The 16,818-nt window shown below is 68.0% G+C and carries 15 protein-coding genes; 5 read left to right on the plus strand and 10 right to left on the minus strand.

From position 1 onward, the window contains the following. Positions 1 to 106 precede the first annotated feature (106 nt). A complete protein-coding gene (locus tag NJ1_RS27465; protein WP_067699538.1) occupies positions 107 to 745 on the minus strand; it encodes a response regulator transcription factor in 639 nt (212 codons plus the stop codon). Beyond that, entirely contained in the window at positions 742 to 2,184 is a 1,443-nt protein-coding gene (locus tag NJ1_RS41055; RefSeq protein ID WP_067699540.1) for a histidine kinase, read from the minus strand. The genes NJ1_RS27465 and NJ1_RS41055 overlap by 4 nt, the downstream gene beginning before the upstream one ends. 572 nt (positions 2,185 to 2,756) lie before the next feature. On the opposite strand from NJ1_RS41055, the gene NJ1_RS27475 reads away from it, so the two are divergent. Next, positions 2,757 to 4,289 carry a multicopper oxidase family protein gene (locus NJ1_RS27475; protein ID WP_067699541.1) on the plus strand — a complete coding sequence of 511 codons (1,533 nt, stop codon included), beginning with the start codon at positions 2,757 to 2,759 and terminating at the stop codon, positions 4,287 to 4,289. Between the two features lie 131 nt (positions 4,290 to 4,420). Next, on the plus strand, positions 4,421 to 5,029 hold the full coding sequence (locus tag NJ1_RS27480; RefSeq protein ID WP_067699542.1) for a dihydrofolate reductase family protein: 609 nt from the start codon (positions 4,421 to 4,423) through the stop codon (positions 5,027 to 5,029). Between the two features lie 7 nt (positions 5,030 to 5,036). Here NJ1_RS27480 and NJ1_RS27485 read toward each other — a convergent pair whose 3' ends face one another. Together NJ1_RS27485 and NJ1_RS27490 are read right to left on the minus strand one after the other, a co-directional pair. Next, a complete protein-coding gene (locus NJ1_RS27485; protein ID WP_067699624.1) occupies positions 5,037 to 6,056 on the minus strand; it encodes an LLM class flavin-dependent oxidoreductase in 1,020 nt (339 codons plus the stop codon). A gap of 116 nt (positions 6,057 to 6,172) precedes the next feature. Beyond that, complete coding sequence (locus NJ1_RS27490) at positions 6,173 to 6,601, minus strand: MarR family winged helix-turn-helix transcriptional regulator (protein WP_067699544.1); 429 nt, start codon at positions 6,599 to 6,601, stop codon at positions 6,173 to 6,175. A gap of 84 nt (positions 6,602 to 6,685) precedes the next feature. Here NJ1_RS27490 and NJ1_RS27495 point away from each other — a divergent pair, with 84 nt between their 5' ends. Further along, a complete protein-coding gene (locus tag NJ1_RS27495) occupies positions 6,686 to 8,500 on the plus strand; it encodes an ABC transporter ATP-binding protein (RefSeq protein ID WP_084478912.1) in 1,815 nt (604 codons plus the stop codon). Between the two features lie 50 nt (positions 8,501 to 8,550). Here the strand turns inward: NJ1_RS27495 and NJ1_RS27500 are convergent, their stop codons facing one another. The 5 genes from NJ1_RS27500 to NJ1_RS27520 are packed head-to-tail and all read right to left on the minus strand — an operon-like array spanning position 8,551 to position 13,840. Next, positions 8,551 to 9,444: a MerR family transcriptional regulator gene (locus NJ1_RS27500; protein ID WP_339381119.1), complete on the minus strand. Its 894-nt coding sequence runs from the start codon at positions 9,442 to 9,444 to the stop codon at positions 8,551 to 8,553. A gap of 23 nt (positions 9,445 to 9,467) precedes the next feature. Further along, complete coding sequence (locus NJ1_RS27505) at positions 9,468 to 11,012, minus strand: flavin-containing monooxygenase (protein ID WP_067699548.1); 1,545 nt, start codon at positions 11,010 to 11,012, stop codon at positions 9,468 to 9,470. Continuing rightward, entirely contained in the window at positions 11,009 to 11,929 is a 921-nt protein-coding gene (locus tag NJ1_RS27510) for a ferritin family protein (RefSeq protein WP_067699550.1), read from the minus strand. Before NJ1_RS27510 ends, NJ1_RS27505 begins: the two co-directional genes overlap by 4 nt. A 1-nt stretch (position 11,930) precedes the next feature. Continuing rightward, positions 11,931 to 12,836: an SDR family NAD(P)-dependent oxidoreductase gene (locus tag NJ1_RS27515; RefSeq protein WP_067699552.1), complete on the minus strand. Its 906-nt coding sequence runs from the start codon at positions 12,834 to 12,836 to the stop codon at positions 11,931 to 11,933. A gap of 2 nt (positions 12,837 to 12,838) precedes the next feature. Beyond that, a complete protein-coding gene (locus tag NJ1_RS27520; RefSeq protein ID WP_067699554.1) occupies positions 12,839 to 13,840 on the minus strand; it encodes an alpha/beta hydrolase in 1,002 nt (333 codons plus the stop codon). A 187-nt stretch (positions 13,841 to 14,027) separates the two neighbouring features. Here NJ1_RS27520 and NJ1_RS27525 point away from each other — a divergent pair, with 187 nt between their 5' ends. Further along, positions 14,028 to 14,765, plus strand: a complete 738-nt coding sequence (locus NJ1_RS27525) for a L,D-transpeptidase family protein (RefSeq protein WP_218025270.1) — start codon at positions 14,028 to 14,030, stop codon at positions 14,763 to 14,765. Positions 14,766 to 14,778: 13 nt separating this feature from the next. Here the strand turns inward: NJ1_RS27525 and NJ1_RS27530 are convergent, their stop codons facing one another. Continuing rightward, positions 14,779 to 16,044: a metallophosphoesterase family protein gene (locus tag NJ1_RS27530; protein WP_245717608.1), complete on the minus strand. Its 1,266-nt coding sequence runs from the start codon at positions 16,042 to 16,044 to the stop codon at positions 14,779 to 14,781. 368 nt (positions 16,045 to 16,412) lie between these two features. Here NJ1_RS27530 and NJ1_RS27535 point away from each other — a divergent pair, with 368 nt between their 5' ends. Beyond that, positions 16,413 to 16,682 carry a GlsB/YeaQ/YmgE family stress response membrane protein gene (locus tag NJ1_RS27535; RefSeq protein ID WP_067699632.1) on the plus strand — a complete coding sequence of 90 codons (270 nt, stop codon included), beginning with the start codon at positions 16,413 to 16,415 and terminating at the stop codon, positions 16,680 to 16,682. The last annotated feature ends 136 nt before the right edge of the window (positions 16,683 to 16,818 follow it).

Below are 16,818 nucleotides of genomic sequence, written 5' to 3' on the forward strand. Positions count from 1 at the left end.
AACACCCGGCGGCGCGTTCATCGAGCCCCCAAATACTTGCTTGGTCGACGAATACGCCTAGGTCGTGGCCGGACAGCCTTGGCCCGCAACGACACCCGAGACCGGATCAGGAGCCTTCCGCGGTCCGGTACGCGAACACCGCCAGCCGGGCCCGGTTGTCGCAGCCGGTCTTGTCCATCAGATTCGCGACGTGGGTCTTGACGGTGGTGACGCCCAGGAACAGGCGGTCGGCGATCTCCTGATTGCTCAGGCCCGCACCGACCAGCAGCAGTACGTCGCGTTCGCGCGGAGTCAGATCGGCCGAGGGAGGCGCGGGCTTCGAATCCGCGTGCAGCGCACGGTCGACCAGCCTGCGCACCAGCTGTGGCGAGAAGTGCATATCGCCCTCGACGGTGCGGCGGATGGCGGTCAGCAGATCGGCGGCCGCGGTGTCCTTGACCAGGAATCCGGCCGCGCCCGCGGCGAGAGCGGGATACAGGTGCGCGTCATCGTCGAAGGTGGTGAGCACCAGAATCTTTGCCGAAGAACCGGATTCGACGATCTGCCGGGTCGCGCCCACACCGTCGAGTCCGGGCATCCGCAGATCCATCAGGATCAGATCCGGGGACAACCGCGCGCACTGGCGCACCGCCTCGACCCCGTCTCCCGCCTCCCCCACCACGGTCAGATCCCGCGTGGATTCGAGCAGCATCCGCAGTCCGGTGCGCACCAGGCGCTGATCATCGACTATGAGCACCTTGATCATTCGCCCCACCCCGTCGTGTCATCGCGCCGGTCTCCGCCCCGCGCATCCGGCAACAGCGCCTCGACCACCCAGCCACTCCCGACCGGACGGACGTCGAATGTGCCACCCGCCATATCCACCCGCTCCCGCATGCCGATGATGCCGTGCCCGGCGGCATCGACCCCGTCCTGCCCGGCGGACCCGTTGCTGCCGACCGTTCCGGACGACCCGGCACCTGCGCCAGGCCGCGCGAGTCCTGGATTGCGGTCGCCCGCAGCGAATCCGACGCTGCCGGCACGCCCCGCTGATACAGCTCTGCTGTCGTGCCCGGCACACCCTGGACCGGGACGACTCCCAGCGGATCCGGTGCTGCCATCACCTGCCGCGAACCCGACATCGCCGCTACGCGCGGTCGGGCCGGCGTCACGTCCCGCTCCGGCGGTGACGCGCTCACCGCTCGCGACGCGAACGATGATGCCCTCCGGTGTGTCGGCGACCAGCACCTCGACCGGATTGTCACGGTCAGCGTGCTTCATGACATTGGTGAGGGACTCCTGCACCACTCGCAACAGAGTGAGGCGGCCGATGGCGTCCAGTCCGGCCGTGGTCGCGCTCACGGTCGCGTCGACGGTGAATCCGGCTGCGCGAGTGCGCGTCACCGCCGCGTCCAGCTCCGTCAGCACCGCCTCGGCCTCGACGAGAGCCACCTCGCCCAGCCCGGGATCACGCAGGACCACAAGCAATCTGCGAATGTCCGCGAGGGCATCGGCGGCGGTGTCGTGCACGTCGTCCAGCACCGCACGCACCCGGGGATCCGGATCGTCGAGCACATGCCGCGCCACCTCGATGCGCAGCACGATCGAGGCCATATGGTGCGCGACCAGATCGTGCAGCTCGCGCGCCATGGCGCTGCGCTCGACGGCGCGAGTGTGCGATTCGGCTTCGGCCCTTCTACTTTCGGCCATGGCGGCATCGAGCCGGAGCCGTTCGGCCAATCGATCGTGCGCGCGCAGATAGAGCCCGAGCAGCACCGGCAGCCCGACCACGGCCAGCGCCTCGACCGCGGTGGCCGGTCGCCAGAACGGCATATGACTCGACCACACCCCGATCAGCGCCGCCACCGCCCAGCCGAGCGCGGCGACCGTGCTCGCTACCGGAGTGGTGTGCGCCACCGCGTGGACGAGCGCGACCGCGCCCAGATACGGCACCAGTCCCGACAGACCCCATGCATCGACGAGGAACATCGGCACCGCGAGCGCGGACACCGCGAGCGAGACGGGCAACGGCCACCGATCGGCCACCACGAACAGGGCGGCGGCGGCCATCGCGAGCAGCCAGTAACCGAGCGGCACTCGGAATTGCTCCGGGAAGGTGCTGGCGAGCAGCAACAGGGGAACCAGCAGCAGCGGGGTGTAGCGCAGTAGCAGCCGCAGATCACGGCGGATGACGGTGTCGCTCACCCGTCCACGGTATGGGACGCGCACACCGACGCTCGCCCCCACCCCAGGTCAGAGCGGTTACATACCAGCAACCGTCCCGTCCCACAAGGGTCCCAGGCAGGAGCTGGTACCCCGAATCCCCGGCCGCCGGAAGGACCCCGCCCACTCCCGGTCCGCGAAGACTCGAATCCATGCCAGTGCCCTCGCGAGCCCGATCTCCCCGACAGTCCCGTTCGGTACCACCCTCGCGGGCAACACCCCCCTCACCCCTCTCGCAACCCACGCCGAACCCGGGCGGCACGCCACCGACGAACCCGGGCGGCACGCCACCGACGGACCCGCGACTCCCGGCCTGCATGCCCACGTCCGAACCCACGCAACCCTCGACCTCCACGCCACCGCCCGAACCCACGCGACCCTCGGCCCTCACGCCGCCGACGGAACCCACGCCGCTCTCGGCCCCCACACCCACCTCGGAAACCGCATGGCGCTCAACATCCACCGCGCGTCCGCACCCCGCGCCGCCCTCGGGATCCCCAGCGCGCTCTCGGTCCGCACAGCCTCGGCGATCCACACAGTTCTCTCGGCGCGGCATGCTCGCGGCGCTCGGGCTGGCGCCGGTGGTCGCGGCGGTCGGGTGCGCGGGCGGCTCCGGCTCGGTGCCGGGCGACGGTTCCCGGGCGCTGCCGATTCCGCCGCTCGCGGAGTCCTCGGTCGGGGCCGACGGGGTGCGGCGTTTCGCCCTGCGCGCGGGGGTCGGTGAATCCGAGATGGTGCTCGGGAAGAAGACTCCGACCTGGGGTTACAACGGTGCGGTGCTGGGCCCGACGCTGCGCGCGGCACGGGGTGAGACCGTCGCGGTGACGGTGCGCAACGCACTGCCGGAGATGACCACGGTGCACTGGCACGGCATGCACGTGCCCGCACGGATGGACGGTGGCCCGTATCAGCCGATCCAGCCGGACGGCGACTGGACGGCGACCTGGACGATCAGCCAGCAGGCCGCGAGTCTCTGGTATCACCCGCATCCGCACGGCTCGACCGAAAAGCACGTCTATCGCGGGCTTTCCGGATTCTTCCTGCTCGACGATGCCGACACGAACGCCCTCGAACTGCCGAAAACCTATGGCGTGGACGATATTCCGCTGGTGATCCAGGATCGCCGCTTCAGCCCGGACGGCGCGCTGGACGAGTCCGATCCCAGCGATGTCGGCCTGCTCGGAGACACGATCCTCACCAATGGAATCAACCGTGCGCACCTGGACGTCCGCACTTCCCGGGTGCGGCTGCGCATTCTGAACGGTTCCTCGGGCCGCCTCTACAACCTCGGCTTCGCCGACGGCCGCGACTTCGCGCTCATCGCCACCGACGGCGGTCTGCTGCCCGCACCCCTGCGCCGCGATCGCGTACTGATCAGCCCGGGAGAGCGCGTGGAGATCGTGGTGGCGTTCGACGGCGATGCGCGAACCATGCTGCGCTCCTTCCCGATCGAGAATCGCGGCACCCTCCCGGCCCGCGAGGCGGCATCCTTCGGTTTCGACGACTCCTTCGACATTCTCGAGTTCCGAACCGGACGAACACTCGAACCCGCTGCCGCGCTTCCGGATTCGCTGGCGCACATTGCACCCGTCGCCCCAATCGGCACGGCCGCGGACCGCTCCTTCGAGCTGCAGTGGTTCATGATCAACCGGGCCCGCATGGACATGAACCGGATCGACTTCACCGTCGCGGTCGACACCACCCAGGTGTGGACGGTCCGCAATGTCGACAACTGGCCGCACAATTTCCACGTTCACGACGTGCAGTTCCAGATCATCGCCGTCGACGACGCTCCCCCGCCCCCGGAACTGGCGGGCTGGAAGGACACCGTGTTCACCCCGCCCGGCCCGGTGTTCACCCTGGCCATGCGTTTCACCGACCACGCGGACCCGAACTACCCGTACATGTTCCACTGCCACCTGCTGCTGCACGAGGATCACGGCATGATGGGCCAGTTCCTGGTCCTGGCTCCGGGCCAGCGGGCCGCACCCGTCCGAATGAACATGGACACGGACATGAACATGGACACGGACACGGCCGCGGGCGGGTCATCGGGCTCCGAGATGGGCGGCATGCCGCACCACTAGCGGTGTGCTCCGGGTCACAGGAGAATCTTTCGGGGCCGCGATGAATACCGATATCGGCCGCCGTCTGTACAGGCAGTTACCTTCCCGCACCGGAACGAACCGGTGACCCGCACCGCTGACAGGAGCATCCCATGTCAAAGATCACCGCCGGATTCTTCATCTCCCTCGATGGCGTCATCGAGAACCCCCAGGACTGGCACTTCCCCTACTTCAACGACGAGATGGGCGCGGCCGTCGGCGCGCAGCTCGGCAATTCCGACACGCTGCTGCTGGGCCGCGTCACCTACGAGGGTTTCGCGGGCGCCTGGCCGCAGCGTGAGGACGAGGGCGGCCCGGACTCGGGCATGGCCAAATCGCTCGGCGATGCCCGCAAGATCGTTGTCTCGCACCAGGATCTGGACCTGCCGTGGCGCAATTCCGAGCAGCTGAAGGGCGATCTGATCGAGGGCGTCACCGCACTGAAGCAGGAGAGCACCTCCGATATCGCCATGAGCGGCTCACCCTCGATCGTGCGCCAGCTGCTGTCCGCCGAACTGCTCGACGAACTGCACCTGTTCGTGCACCCGATTTCGCTGGGTTCGGGCGAGCGCCTCTTCGGCGAGAGCGAACCCATTCCGCTGCAGCTGCTTTCGGCCACACCGTTCCAGACCGGCGTATTGCACCTGGTCTACGGTCCCGCGGCCGCCGCGGGCGATGCCGGTTATGACGAGGCCAAAGTCCATCTGCCGCAGGCGGAGTGAGCGCCGATCACACCGAGCCGGTTGCGGCGAGCCGGGGCCGCACCGCGGCGGCCAATCGGCGATGTGATTCGAGCCGCGCGGCGCGGTCGAAGGTGCTGGTGTGCACCAGGATCTCGTCCGCGCCCGAGCGCCGCACCAGCCGCTCCAACTCGGGTAGCACGGTGTCCTCGGTGCCGTGGATATGCCCGCGCAGGGATTCCTCGAAGATCGCGCGCTGCCTGCCGGTCATCGGCTCGCGTTCCACCTGTTCCGGCGAGATCAGCGCCGGGAATTCACCCCGGGTCCGCGAGTAGGCCGCCGACCACGCCTCGGGCAGGAGCAGACGACGAGCGTGCGCCGGGGAATCGGCCAGCACCACCGAGGTGGACACGATAACGTAGGGCGCGGGGTTCGCCGAGGTGGGCGCGAACTCCGCGCGGTATCGCTCGATCGCCTCGATCATCGGTTCCACGCCCGTGAAAGGGCTTATCACCAGCGGTAATCCGAATCTGGCGGCGCGCTGCGCACTCGACCCGGTGGCCAGCAGGAACGCCGGAACCCGCAGCTCCTCCGCGGGCCAGGCGTGCACTCCGCGGCTGCCGGTGGCGAAATAGCCCAGCAGAGCGGTCAATTGGGCGTCGAAATCCTCGGCGTCGTCCTTGGTGTGGCCGAGCGCGCGCCGCACCCCGTCGGTGAAGCCGACCGATCGGCCCAGCCCCATATCGATCCGACCCGGGAACAACGATTCGAGCACCCCGAACTGTTCGGCGACCACCAGCGGCTGATGATTGGGCAGCATCACGCCACCGGTGCCGACTCGAATGCGCGTGGTGGCGGCGGCGACCGCGGCGGCCAGCACCGTCGGAGCGGACCCCGCGACCCCGGGCACGCTGTGGTGCTCGGCGACCCAGAACCGGTGATACCCCCAGTCCTGCGCCAGTCGCGCGAACTCGACAGTCTCGCGCAGCGCGTCGGAGTGGCTCTGTCCCTGCCGGACCCGTGAACGGTCCAGGATCGAGAAGGGAATCGCCTGCAGTGCGGAGCTCATGCTCATGACCAACGCGCACGAGCCGCGTTGATTCCGAGCGCCCGCGCGTGCGGTGTACATCCCGGCGGTACCCGATTCCGCCGGGGTCGAGCCGTGCGGCCCCGGGCCCCGCGACGTCAGCCCTCGGCGGTGCCGAGCGCCTGCAGCAGGGTGCGCAACGTCTCGCGCTGATCGGCGGTGAGCGCGGCGAAGATCTCGGCGGTGGCCTCACGACGAGCCTCCGACATGCGGTTCAGCGCCTCCTGACCGGAGTCGCTCAGAGTCACCAGGGTGGCGCGGCGACTGGTCGGGTCCGGCGTGCGAACCACCAGATCCGCGGCGACTAGGGCATCGACCAGCGAGGTGGCCGAGCGCGGGACGATGCCTAGGTGCTCGGCCAGGGCCGACATCCGCAGCGGTTCCGGAGCCCGGCCGATGGTGCGCAGCGCGCGAGCCTGCGAGGGAGTGAGCCCGAGGGGCGCCAGGCGCGTCATCTGATTGCGCCGGATGCGCTTGGTGGCACGCAGGAACAGGTCGGGGAGCTCGTCGTCGGGGGAACTGGCCATGATCGTGATCCTAACTCATTGTTGTTCGGAATAACTATGAGCTAAGCTCAGTTATACGCCTCAGATCCCGAAAGGAGGCGGCCTATGGTCACGCTTCTCGAGAAACCGGCGCAGAGCCGGGCGCTTCCGAAACACCCCGGACCTCGACACCCCAGACTTCGCCGGGTCATCCGGCTCTTCCATCCGTACCGCCACCGGCTGGCACTCGTCGCGGGCCTGGTCGGCCTGTCCTCGATCGTGTCGCTGGCCTCACCGTTCCTGCTGCGCGCCGTCCTGGACGACGCCCTTCCGCACGGCCGCACCGGCCTGCTGACCGCCCTGGCCGCGGGCATGATCGCGGTCACCGTTCTCACCAGCGTCTTCAGCGTGCTGCAGACCTATCTCTCCACCGCCGTCGGCCAGCACGTCATGCACGACCTGCGATCGGCCGTCTACGCGCGCCTGCAGAGCATGCCGCTGGCCTTCTTCACCGCCACCCGCACCGGCGAGGTGCAGTCCCGCATCGCCAACGACATCGGTGGCATGCAATCCACGGTCACCTCGACCGCCACCTCACTGGTCTCCAACTTCACCTCGGTGCTGGCCGCCGTGGTCGCCATGTTCGTGCTGGACTGGCGGCTGACGCTGGTGTCGCTCGTCATGCTGCCGCTGTTCGTCTGGATCAGCCGGCGCGTGGGCGACGAGCGCCGCCGGATCACCGGGCAGAAGCAGAAGAAGCTGGCCGGCATGTCCGCCATCGTCGAGGAATCGCTGTCCGTGAGCGGAATCCTGCTGGGGCGCACCATGGGTCGCTCCCCCGCGCTGGTGGAGGACTTCACCAGCGAATCCAAGGGGCTGGTCGATCTGGAGATCCGCTCCAGCATGGCCGGCCGCTGGCGGCAGTCCACCATTCAGATCGTGATGTCCGCGATGCCCGCGGTGATCTACTGGGCCGCCGGGCTGACCGTCGCCGCCGGGAATCCGATGGTGTCGATCGGTACCCTGGTCGCCTTCACCACCCTGCAGGCCGGCCTGTTCCGGCCCACGGTGATGCTGCTGTCCACCGGCGTGGAGGTGCAGAGCTCCATGGCGCTGTTCGACCGCATCTTCGAATACCTGGACCTCACTCCCGATATCGTGGAGCCGGAACATCCTGTGTCACTGCCGGATTCGGCAGCCGGACAGGTCCGCTTCGAGCATGTCGGCTTCGCCTACGACAGCGCCGACCGCAGCGTCCTGACCGATGTGGACCTCACCGTCCCGGCCGGGACCAGCCTGGCCATCGTCGGCGAAACCGGTTCGGGCAAAACCACTCTCGGATATCTCGCCGCCCGGCTGTACGACACCACGTCCGGCCGGATCACCATCGACGGCGTCGACGTGCGGGAGTTGTCGTTCGCGGATCTGTCCGCGAACGTCGGCGTGGTCTCGCAGGAGACCTACCTGTTCCACGCCACGGTGGCGGACAACCTGCGCTTCGCCAAACCCGATGCCACCGACGCGGAACTGCACACCGCCGCGCGGGCCGCGCAGATCCACGAGCACATCATGAGCCTGCCCGACGGCTACGACACCACGGTCGGCGAGCGCGGCTACCGCTTCTCCGGCGGGGAGAAGCAGCGGCTCGCGGTGGCCCGCGCCATCCTGCGCAATCCACCGATCATGGTGCTGGACGAGGCGACCAGCGCCCTGGACACCCGCACCGAACGCGAGGTGCAGGCCGCGATCGACGCCCTGTCGGTCGGGCGCACCACCATCACCATCGCGCACCGGCTCTCCACGATCCGCGCGGCGGATCAGATCGTCGTGCTCGACAAGGGCCGCGTCGTCGAACGGGGCACGCATCGAGAACTACTGGAACGCAACGGCTTCTACGCGGATCTGCTCGCGCGCGACGAAGTCTTGGTTCCCGCGGCCTGAGGTGAGCTCCGGCCCCGGTGAATGCCATCCGGGGCCCCGCCGCGAGAAGGCTACTGCTGCGGCGTCCTGCGGGTGCCGCGCTGCTCGGCGGCGACTTCCAGGTAGGCGCTGAGCTCGTCGCGCAGCACGCGATCGAGCGCCTGCGCGAGGTTGTTCTGCACCGCCGTCACACTGAGTTCGCGCAGGTGGTTGAGCATCTTGGTCAACGCGGACGTCTCGGCGTCGGTATCGGGCAGCCAGCCGGGACCGTGCGCGGACACGATCTGATCCTTGGCGGTGGTGACCATCAGCCGGGCGATGTCCTCGACCTTGCGCCCGACGGCGGCGTAGACGTCGATGACCCCGCTCAGGTCGTAGCCGTAACCGTGCAGCGCGGCGAAGGTGTCCAGCAGATCCGGCTGCGTGAATTCGACAGTGTGCTCGTGCAATCGGACCAGGCCCAGTTCCGCCAGGCGGTCGAGGTCACCGCCGGTGACCGGTTCCTCACCGGTGTCGCCGAGCAGGGTATCCACGAGTTCGCGCGGAACCTCCAGCGGCTCTTCGGATTTGCCCCAGGTGGAGGTGACGGCCTGCTGCAGGCCGAGCACCTCGGTCAGATCCTTGCCGGTCTCCCAGCTGGTGATGAAGTCCGCGATGTGCGCGGTGGTGAAGCCGCGCTGCAGCAGCGAATCGATGATCTTGAGCCGGCCCAGGTGCGATTCGTCGTAGATGAGCGCGCGCCCGACCCGGCGGGTGGGCGTGGGCAGCAGGCCACGTTCCTGATAGGCCCGGACGTTGCGGGTGGTGGTGCCTGCGGCCTGCGCGAGATCGTCGATGCGGTACTCCGCCATCCTCGTCTCGCCCTCCCGCTCTCGCTGATCCCGGTCACCCGATCCGGCACGCTGCACCAAAGCCCCACCTGCACGCAGCGCCCATGCCCTGGTGCGTTGCAGCACCGCGGGCATGGGCGTCACACCTGGCGTCGACATTAGCCGAGCGAGAGCGCGGTTCCGTGTTCGGCACCCGCGGCGCGGACGGCGTCGCGGCGAACCAGAACGTAATCGTCCAGTTCCACGCGGGCCAGTTGCCGCACGTACTGTGTGCCGAAACCGGGGAACATGGTGGCGTTGAAGCCGTCCTCGGTGAGGTACCAGCTGCTGCAACCGGAATTCCAGGTGGTCGCGCTCAGCCGCTCCTGGAGCCGGGCGTTGTGCTGATCCTGCCGATCCCGCCGGACCTCGAGCATGCGCAGGTCGCGATCGAGCAGCACTCCGATGGCATCGGTGAGGTACTCGATCTGAGCCTCCATGTAGACCAGCGCCGAATTGTGACCCGGCCCGGAGTTCGGCCCGAAGGTCAGGAACAGGTTCGGGTAGCCCGCGACCGCCACGCTCTTGAAAGCGTAAGCGCCCCTGCTCCATTCGTCGCCGAGCACGCGCCCGTCCCGGCCCTTGATCGGGATGGGCGCACCCGCCTTGGAGACATCGAAGCCGGTGGCGAACACGATGGCGTCGAATTGGTGCTCGATGCCCTCGGCTGTGCGGATTCCCCTCTCCGACAACCGCGCGATCGGCCAGGTGATCAGCTTGCAGTTCTCCCGCTGCAGCGCCGGGTAGTAGTCGTTGCTGATCAGCAGACGCTTGCAGCCCGCCCGGAAATCGGGGGTGAGCTGACGGCGCAGCCACGGATCACTGACCTGATTGCGCATGTGCAGCGTGGCGACCGACTCGACCACGCGGGTCAGCGGCGATTTCCATACCACACCCAGAGCCACCGATTCGTGGCCCCAGAACCAGGCTTCACGCGCCAGCTTCTGAGCAACCGGGGCCTGCCGGTACAGCTGTTTGGTCAGCCCGGTGGTGCGCCGGTTCGCGCGCGGCAGCACCCAGCCCGGCGTGCGCTGGAAGACCTTCACCGACGCGGCCCGCTCGACCAGCTCCGGAATGATCTGCACCGCACTGGCTCCGGTGCCGACGACGGCGACCTTCTTGCCCGCGAAGTCGTAGTCGTGATCCCAGCGGGCGCTGTGGATCTTCTTGCCCTCGTAGTCCTCGATGCCCGGAATCGACGGCAGGCTCGCGTTCGAGAGCGGTCCGGAGGCGAGCACGACGCTGCGCGCCTTCACCGCGGGCCGGCCCTCGAACGCGATGTCCCACAGGCCGCTCACCTCGTCGAACTCCATACCGGTGACGGTGTGCTCGAATCGGATGCTGGGCCGGATGCCGAACTCCTCGACCATCGACTCGATGTACGAGAGGATTTCGGCGCTGCCGGAGTAGGTGTGCGACCACTCCGCATTGGGCGCGAAGGCGAACGAGTACAGCCGCGACGGAATGTCGCAGGCCGCACCGGGATACGTATTGTCGCGCCAGGTGCCGCCGACCCGGGTATCGCGTTCGAAGATCGCGAAGTCGGTGATGCCCTTCTGCCGCAGCCGGATCGCGGCCCCGATGCCCGCGAACCCCGCGCCGATGATGGCCACGTCCAGTGGCTCGGCTCCGGTCCCGCCGGAGCGCTTCGCCCGGGCGCTCATGCGACCGGCTCGTAGGTGAGTTCCTTGGACCAGGTCGGCTGCTCGCCCAGGAAACGGTCCGGGATGCGCGCGGTCAGCTTGACCATGGCGTCGGCGAACAGGTGGTACGGGTGGTCCCGGTTGATCACCCAGCCGCTGTGCATCTTCACGATCCGGTACATGGGCACCCGGTTGGCGATGGGGGCGCGCTCACCGACCTGCTTGAACCGGCGCATGGCCGCGTACAGCTTCTCCTCGTCGACGCCCATCTCGACGATGTTGTCGCGCATCTTGTTCAGCAGCGGCACGTAGCTCAGCACGCCGACGATGAAAGACGGCTTGGCCCAGCCGCCGACCAGCTCGATGGCCAGCTTGCGCAAGGTCGAGTGACCGAGCAGCTCCATGACCGCGTAATCGGTTGCCAGGTGCCGGGATTCGTCGGCATTGATCTTCTTGAAGACGTCCTGCGCGACCGGATCGGTGATCTCGTCGGTGATGAACTTGATCAGCGCGCCGTCCAGCGCCACCTCCAGCATGGGGATGACGGTGCCAAGGAACGAGAGCGACATCTCGTCCGCGTGCTTGTCCAGGAAGTCGATGACCAGCTTCACGTTGATGTTCGGCTCGGGAATCTCGTCCCCGTCGAGCATTCCCCACCGGCGCATGAGCGCGAGTTCGGCATTGGCGTGCCGCTGCTCTTCGGCGTGGAAGTACCGGTAGATCTGCTTGAGCGTCTCGGTCGGGGCCTTCTGCGCCATGGCCGCGAAGCCGCGTGCGCCCACGTTCTCGATCCACATCAGATCGGCCATGAACGGCTTGAGCTTGGCGTGCAGCGCCGGATCGATGGTGTCGGCGCCGGGGGCGTCCCAGTCGATGTCGGCCAGCGCCCACTGCTTGGACTTGATCTTGCCCAGCATGTTGTCGAAGTCGATGGACATGTCAGACTCCTGTCTTCTCGGAGGATGCCGGATCGGCGGCGGTGGGAGTCGAATCGTCCTGAGGCAGGACACGATTCAGCACGCCGAGGGCATGGGTGTAGACGGCCGGGAAATGCCGCTTGAGCAGCCAGACCGCATGCGCGTCCAGCTGCGGCAGCACATAGAGGCGGCCGTGATCGTGGGAATCGAGGGTGGTGCGGGCCACCCGCTCGGGCGAGAAACCGGTCCAGCGCATCAGCTCGTCCGCCAATCGCGAAGAGCCCGAACCGATCCGGCCGTCCCGCACCACATTGGTCTTGACGAACGTGGGACACAGCACCGTCACCGCGACGCCGGATCCGGACAGTTCCGCGGCCAGGGTCTCCGAGAGCGACATCACGCCGGCCTTGGAGACGTTGTAGACCGCCATTCCGGGCGCGGCGGCGAAACCGGCGGCGGAGGCGACATTGATGATGCCGCCGCGACCGGCGGCGCGCAGCTGCGGCGCGAAGATCTCACAGCCGTGCACCACGCCCCACAGGTTGATCCCCATGGCCCACTGCCAGTCGTCGAAACCGATGTCGCCCACCGGCTTTCCGCCGATGCCCACCCCGGCGTTGTTGATCACCAGGGTCGGCGGGCCCTGGAAGATCAGCTCGGCGTGCAGGGCGAGGCTCTCCATGTCCTCGCGGCGCGACACGTCGCAGAACACCGCGTGCGCGGGCTGCCCGTAGGTGCGTTCGATCAACCGCGCGGTCTCGTCGGCGCGGTCTTTGTCGATATCGGCGCACAGCACTTCACCACCGCGCGAGGCGATTTCGAGTGCGAAGGCGCGGCCGATGCCGCTGCCGGCGCCGGTCACCACGGCCTTTGCCTCGTGCGACCGGCGCTTGCCGAAGACCGGCAGCACACTGTCGAGAATTCCCATGGTCAGCTCACCTTCGTACGAATCGATGCGTCCGCGGCCGCCAGCGCTTCGGCGACGAACTCGCGGGTGCGCCGCAGTGCCTGCTCGGCTTCGGGGACCAGCAGCGGCAGCGCCTGGAAGACGTGGATGCGGCCGGGCCACAGTTCGAGATCGCAGCGGACCCCGGCGGTGGTGGCCATGTCGTGCAGATGGCGGGCGTCATCGGCCAGCATCTCGCCCGCGCTGGCCTGCACCAGCAGCGGCGGGAGGTCGGCTCCGGACGGGATGCTCAGGCGCAGCCGTGGTGAATCCGGCTGCTGGCCTTCGGTATAGAGCTCGATGAGGCGGCGGCCGGTGTGCGCGGGAGCCATCGGATCCGCGAGAGTGCGGTCCCGGACCTGCGCGAGGGTCAGCGTCAGGTCCATCAACGGCGAGTACATGAACACGCCGGCGGGCTGCGCGATATCGCCGCGCAGATTCTGCAGCAGCAGATCCAGTGCCAGATGCCCGCCCGCCGAATCGCCGCCGATCACCAGATCCTGTGCGCGGTAGCCGTTTCCGAGCAGCCAGCGGTACCCGGCCTCGACGTCGTCCGCGGCCGCCGGGAAGCGATGCTCGGGAGCGAGCCGGTAGTCGATCAGGAACACCGGCAGTCCGGTCAGCTTCGACAGACGCGAGGCCAGCCCACGATGCGTGCGCGCCGAACAGACCACGTAGCCGCTGCCGTGGATGTAGTAGATGGCCTTGTCACCCTGCTCGACCCCGGCCGCGCGGACCCATTCGCCGCGCACCGTGCCGGAGCGGACCCTGTTCACCCGCGTGCCCGGCAGTACCGGACCGAAGGCGGCCATGACTCCGGCGATCAGCCCGCGTCCGGCTCCTATACCCGCGCGATTGCGTGGGAGCAACCCGTTCACCCGTCGCAGGCCGATCACCGAGGCGGATGCCGCGAGCCTCGCTTGCCGCGAGGCCGAGGCGGGAACCGCCGCCGATACTCGGGTCGACGTTGACCCTGTTCTCGTCATGGAAAGAGAATCACCGTTCAATGCGCCATTTGTCAATGGCACATTCGTGAGCAGAGTTTTATACGATCGACATCCCGCAGGTCGTCGGCATGATTGTCAGCGGCGACGCGTTGCCAGGCGGGCGATCCGCGACGCGCGGAGGCCCAGAAACCCGATCCGTCCTCCACGAACCCGTAGCGTCCGGCAGGTGGCCGAATCCCCCGAGATCTCCACGCCCGAACCGCTCGCTGCCTCAACGCCGTGGCCGACCACCGCCGAGGTACGCGCGGGGGCCACCGCCATGGTGCTGCTGCTCGCCGCGATCTGTCTCGCCGCGTGCGCGACCGACGATGCGGCGCAACGGTTCCCGCTGTCGTACAGCGGACCGGCAGAGCAGATGATCACGGTGGTCGCCGACCGGCACGGCGCGAGCACCGCGACCTTCTCGACATGGGATCGCACCGAGGGCCGGTGGCAGCTGGCGCACGGCCCGATCTCGGCGCACGTGGGCGAGGCCGGCATCGGATCGGCCACCGAGGGCTCCACCCGGACTCCGGCTGGAATCTGGCCTCTCACAGAAGCTTTCGGCAACGAGACGATCGACTCCGTACGACTGCCGTACCGCCGACTCGACTCCTGGGACTGGTGGGTGTCCGATACCGCGTCGGCGAGCTACAACACGCACTATCGCTGCACCCCGGGCACCTGCCCCTTCGACGAGCGAGCCGGGGAGAATCTCACCGCGGCGGGTCCGGCCTACGACAACGCCGTCGTCATCGACTACAACCGATCCCCCGCCGTCCCCGGCGCGGGATCGGCCTTCTTCCTCCACAATTCGAGCGGCGGCCCGACCGCGGGCTGCGTCGCGATCCCGGCCTCGGATCTCCGCACGGTCCTGCGCTGGCTGGACCCGGCGCGACACCCGGCGATCGCGCTCGTCGAGTGACGATGTTCGCCGCTCAGGACCGGGCGACGACACCTTCGGTCGCTGTGGTCCGAGCCGGGACCAATCCGCTGAAGTTCCTGTGCACCACGTGATTACGGTCGCCGCAGGTGCCGAGGGCGTGATCGGGGTGCAGGCCCAGATACTGCCGCCGGGTGCGTGCGCTCCAGCGGCGCGCGGACTCGGAGCGGGTCTTGTAGAAGTTGGCCGTGTAGCCGCCCTCGTAGATCCGCAGGAGGGTGTAGCCGCCCGGATACTCCTTCGCCGCACCGACTTCCAGGAATTCGACGTTCACCCCGGGGTCGGGGCGATTGCGGCGATTGCGGTGGGTGTGGCCGCTGTGGTGCAGGAACACTCCGGGTGCGGACCGGTAGATCTCCTGCAGGGCGGCGGCGCTGGAGCGGTCGAGCACGAAGCCGGGACCCGCCGGATTGCTCACAGCCGCATGGGAAGTCACCGGGTGGTGGCCGAAGACCAGGGTCGGCCGGTCCGGGTCCGCGCTCAGCAGTTCCCGTAGCCGGTTCAGTTGCGCCGCCTCGAGCGTTCCTCCGGATCGGCCGCGCCGCGAGGTGTCGAGCGAGATCACGCGCAGTCCGCCGAGGTAGTACTCGGCCAGTCGCTGGAACGGATGGAACACCTCGCCCCAGTGATCCGGCTGGTCCGGCGGGGTGGTGTCGTGGTTGCCCCGGCAGACGAAGTAGTCCCGGCCCAGCTCGCCCCAGGCATCGAAACGCGCTCGAATCGCCAGGGATTCGGCCGCGGAGCCGGTATCGGTGAGATCACCGGCCACGATCAGGTGATCGGCCCCGCGATCGGCGCAGCGCAGATCCTCGAGCAGCGCGTCGAGCATGAATGCCGGATGATCCTCCGGCTCGTGCTTCAACCCGATCGGCAACCCGGCCAGCAGGATGCCGCTGCGCTCCTCACCGAAGTGAACATCGTTGGCCAGCGCGATGGTTCGCAGCAGCGCCCCGGGCGGCGGTGTCACGGTGGTGAACGTCCCGGTGCTCTCGGGGGAGCCGGACTGCCTGGTCACCAGGGTCCGCCCCGGCACCGCGCGGACGCCGTCCGAGTACGCCTCGAAATGGTAGGTCCGGCCCGCCTCCAGGCCCGAGATCTCCGCGTAGTGATACGCGGTGGGCCGGGAATCGAGGTAGCGGGGCAGCGCCGCGCCGTCCACCGCGGTCATCCGGACCTCGGTGTCGGCGGGGACGGGACGCATCCGCCCCGAACGGTCCCGCACCGTGGTCGTCCAGGTCAGGATGACCGAACTGTCGGTCACGGTGACCACCTCGAGATCCGAGGCCACCGGTGAATGTCGGGGCCGGTCAGTCGAATCGGTTCGCCGACCGGCGAGGACCGGCCACAGGTAATCGGGGGTGCGTGCGGTGACCGCCGCTACGCCCGTCGCTACGTTCGCCACCCAGAGGGCTCGAAGTCCGGCATCCAGCATCATGGCGCCTCCATTCAGAGAACCTCAAGGTACGGGCGCGGACTGAACGCCCAGGTGCCGCCGAATGACGAATCAGCCTCCAGAATCGGACATCTTGGATATCGGAACCGCCGACGCTTTCATCATGAGTTGTCCGAATAGTTGCTACATTGGATTTCAAATGTCGAAATGCCCTATTCGAGTGGCTGGAGGACATCATGCTCGGTCTCGGAATTATCGGCTGGATCGTCATCGGCGGTATCGCCGGCTGGCTGGCCAGCAAGTTCATGAACACCGATGAGCAGCAGGGCATCGTGCTCAATATCGTGGTCGGCATTGTCGGTGGCCTGCTGGGCGGATTCCTGCTCAAGCTCTTCGGCGTGAATGTCAGGGACGCCGGACTCTGGTTCAGTTTCTTCACCTGCCTCGCCGGTGCGGTGATTCTGCTGTTCCTGGTGAACAAATTCACCGGTAGTCGAGGTCGCTGAAAGTTCACCCGACAGGCCCGCCCGGGCCGCGGCCTAGTTCCGTCCGGGCGGGCCATCGTGGTGCCGGGGCAGCCACGTGGGCCGGGTTCGGTCGGCATGTGCGCCCGATTCTCCTAGAGTTGACGGGAGACTCGAC

Origin of the sequence: Nocardia jejuensis NBRC 103114 (genome assembly GCF_001613145.1) — a bacterium.
Taxonomy (GTDB): domain Bacteria; phylum Actinomycetota; class Actinomycetes; order Mycobacteriales; family Mycobacteriaceae; genus Nocardia; species Nocardia jejuensis.